This window comes from Myxococcota bacterium (assembly GCA_035498015.1).
Taxonomy (GTDB): Bacteria; Myxococcota_A; UBA9160; order SZUA-336; family SZUA-336; genus VGRW01.
Genome location: DATKAO010000142.1, coordinates 1 through 3,083 on the forward strand (window position 1 = coordinate 1; position 3,083 = coordinate 3,083).

Sequence of the window (3,083 nt, forward strand, 5' to 3'; positions counted from 1 at the left end):
AGCATCGCACGGGCACGCTCTTGATCGCCCGCCGCGGATCCGTAGACTGGGCGCCCATTCCCCGGTAGCTCAGTCGGTAGAGCGGGTGGCTGTTAACCACTAGGTCGGCGGTTCGAGCCCGTCCCGGGGAGCCATCGGCCCTGGTGCCCCCACCGGGTAGAGGACCAGGCGGGCTCAGCGCGGCCCGGCCGACACGTCGGGCGACTTGCCGATCTGGTCCGCGCTGACGCAGCGGAAGACCAGGACGCCGCGGTCGTGTGAGAGCGGCATCATGCGCAGGCCCTTCGCGTCGCAGAACTGATTCGCGTCCTTGACCGACGCCTCGAGCGCCGTTCCCGCGCCGAACATCGACTGATAGTTCACGATGTATTTGTCGCCGAAGGGCTGCACGTGCGTCGCCTCGGGAGCCGAGGCGCACGCGCACAGCGCGAGCAGGCCGGCGACGGCGAACCATGTGTGAATCCTCATGCAGTCACCTCTCTGTTCCCGACAGGCTATCACGGAGTCACGCGATTCCGAACGATCTCCGGTACGCGAGCGGGCTCGTGCCGACGACGGCGCCGAAGTGCTCGCGCAGCACGGCGGCCGACGCGAAGCCGGCCTCGCCGGCCAGGCGTTCCATCGAGAGCTGGGTGGTCTCGAGCAGGCGCTGTGCGCGGCGCACGCGCGCGCGCGCGACCCACGCGGCCGGCGTGGCGCCGACCTGCTCGCGAAAGCGGCGCGAGAGCGTGCGCGTGCTCATGCCGGCGCGGCGCGCCATGACCGGGAGCGACAGGTCCTGGCCGAGATTCTGCTCGAGCCAGGCGAGCAGCGGCGCGACCGAGCCGCCGTCGTCGGCGGGTGACTCGTGGGCGATGAACTGTGACTGGCCGCCGGCGCGCTCGAGCGGCATGACCGCGGCGCGCGCGGCCTCGGCGGCGACCGCAGCGCCGAAGTCGCGGCGGATCAGGTGGATGCACAGGTCGAGGCCGGCGGCCGCGCCGGCGGAGGTCAGGATCCGGCCGTTGTCCACGTAGAGCACGCTCGGGTCGACCTCGATCTTCGGGTGGCGGCGCGCGAGCTCGGCCGCGGTCGCCCAGTGAGTCGTGGCGCGCAGGCCGTCGAGCGCGCCGGTCGCGGCCAGCACGAAGGCGCCGCTGCAGATCGAGGCCACGCGCGCGCCGCGCGCCAGCGCGCGCCCGAGTGCGCGCGTGACTGACTTCGGGATCTCGCTCGCGACGTCCTCCACGCCCGGCACGATCACCGTGTGCGCGCGCTGCAAGATCGAGAGCCGCCAGGGCACGTGCAGCGTCACGTGCTCGGTGCGCACGCTCGGGGCCGCGCTGCACACGCGCACGTCGTAGCAGGCGCGCCCGCCGCGGTCGCGCACGCGCGCGAAGATCTCGAGCGGCGGGCCCAGGTCCCCCAGCACCACGCCGTCGAAGGCCAGCACCGCCACCCTCCGGGCGCGTGGCGAGATTCCTGCGTTGATTGTCTTTTGAGCCACTGGTCGATTGTGCCCCGGGCCGTAGCATCCGGCCAGAGGAGACCGCCGATGCACACGCCCCCACCGCTCCAGCTTGTCGACGCGATCGCCCCGGCCCTCGCCGGCGTGGTGTTCGTGCTGGCCATGTCGTTCGTGTGCGAGCCCGCCCGCCGCAGCCTGAACGCCGTGCTCGTCGCGGGCGCGAGCGGCGTGTACATGAGCGGGGGCTTCGGCGTCTTCGAGCTCGCGTACGCCGCGGCGGGCGCCGCCGTCGGCTACCTGGCGCTGGGCTCGTACCGCTGGATCGCGATCGGCTGGCTCATGCACGCGGGCTGGGACGTGCTGCACCACCTGTACGGGAATCCGATCTGGCCGTTCATGCCCACGTCGTCGTTCGGGTGCCTGGTGTTCGACGCCACGATCGCGCTCTGGTTCCTGGCCGGCGCGCCGTCGCTGGTGAGTCAGAGACGCGCGGAGTCGGCGCGCGTGCAGTGACCTTTCGCGTGCTACCCTGCGCCGCCGATGGAAGAGCTGGCGGCCGTCGGACTGGCCGTGCCCGAGGTCCTGTTGCCGGCGCGCGGGGTCGACCTCGCGCGCTGGGCCGTGGTCGCGTGCGACCAGTACACCTCCGAGCCCGAGTACTGGAAGGCGCGTGAGGAGAGCGTCGGCGCGGCGCCCTCGACCCTGCGCCTGATCCTGCCCGAGGTCTGGCTCGGCGCGTCGGACGAGGACGCGCGTGTCAGTGCCATCCAGGCCAGCATGCGCGAGTATCTCGCGCGCGGCGTGTTCGCCCCCGCGCTGCGCGGCTTCGTGCTGGTCGACCGGGCCACACCGCACGTGGCTTCGCGGCTCGGGCTTTTGGTAGCGCTGGACCTCGAGCGCTACGACTGGCGGCGGGGTGCGCGCGCGCTCGTGCGCGCCACCGAGGCGACGGTCGAGGAGAGATTGCCGCCGCGGATGCGCGTGCGCCGCAACGCGGCGCTCGAGCTCCCGCACGTGCTGGTGCTGATCGACGACCCGGAGCGCACGGTGATCGAGCCGCTGGCCGCGCGCGCGCGCGGCCGCGCGCCGCTCTACGACACGGCGCTCGAGCCGGCGTCGGGCCGCGTGCGCGGCTTCGGCGTCGCCGATCCGGGCGAGATCGCGAACGTCGCGCGCGCGCTGGCTGCGCTGGCGCGCGGCCAGGACCCGTTCCTGTACGCCGTGGGCGACGGGAATCACTCGCTGGCGGCCGCGAAGCAGGTGTGGGAGGAGCGCAAGCGCACGCTCGACCCGGCCGCGCGCGCCACCGATCTGGCGCGCTTGGCGCTGGTGGAGCTCGTGAACATCCACGATCCGGGCCTGCGCTTCGAGCCGATCCACCGGCTGGTGTTCGGCGCGCGCGCCGAGTCACTGGCCGCGGAGCTCGCAGCCCTGAGCGAGGGCGGTCCGGTGACTCACCGGCTGAGCTGGGTGGCAGCGGGGCGCTCGGGCGAGGCGCTGCTGCGCGGGCCGCGCGACTCGCTCGCGCTGGCCGTGTTCCAGGCCGCGCTCGACCGCTGGCTGGCCGCGCATCCGGCCGCGCGCGTCGACTACATCCACGGCGACCAGACGCTGGAGCGGCTGGCCGGCGCGCCCG

4 protein-coding genes and 1 tRNA gene are annotated in these 3,083 nt (G+C 73.5%); 3 read left to right on the plus strand and 2 right to left on the minus strand.

Annotated features, from left to right (window positions below; genetic code table 11):
* Positions 1-58 precede the first annotated feature (58 nt).
* Positions 59-134, plus strand: a tRNA-Asn gene (locus VMR86_13010).
* A 40-nt stretch (positions 135-174) separates the two neighbouring features.
* Here VMR86_13010 and VMR86_13015 read toward each other — a convergent pair.
* Together VMR86_13015 and VMR86_13020 are read right to left on the minus strand one after the other, a co-directional pair.
* Positions 175-468, minus strand: coding sequence for a hypothetical protein (locus VMR86_13015; protein ID HTO07964.1), 294 nt, complete (start codon positions 466-468; stop codon positions 175-177).
* Between the two features lie 37 nt (positions 469-505).
* Complete coding sequence (locus VMR86_13020) at positions 506-1,438, minus strand: helix-turn-helix domain-containing protein (protein ID HTO07965.1); 933 nt, start codon at positions 1,436-1,438, stop codon at positions 506-508.
* A 96-nt stretch (positions 1,439-1,534) separates the two neighbouring features.
* Between VMR86_13020 and VMR86_13025 the strand changes: the two genes are divergently transcribed.
* On the plus strand, positions 1,535-1,960 hold the full coding sequence (locus tag VMR86_13025) for a DUF6010 family protein (protein HTO07966.1): 426 nt from the start codon (positions 1,535-1,537) through the stop codon (positions 1,958-1,960).
* 27 nt (positions 1,961-1,987) lie between these two features.
* Positions 1,988-3,083, plus strand: a 1,096-nt coding sequence (locus VMR86_13030) for a DUF1015 domain-containing protein (protein ID HTO07967.1), incomplete at its 3' end; no start/stop codon positions are given.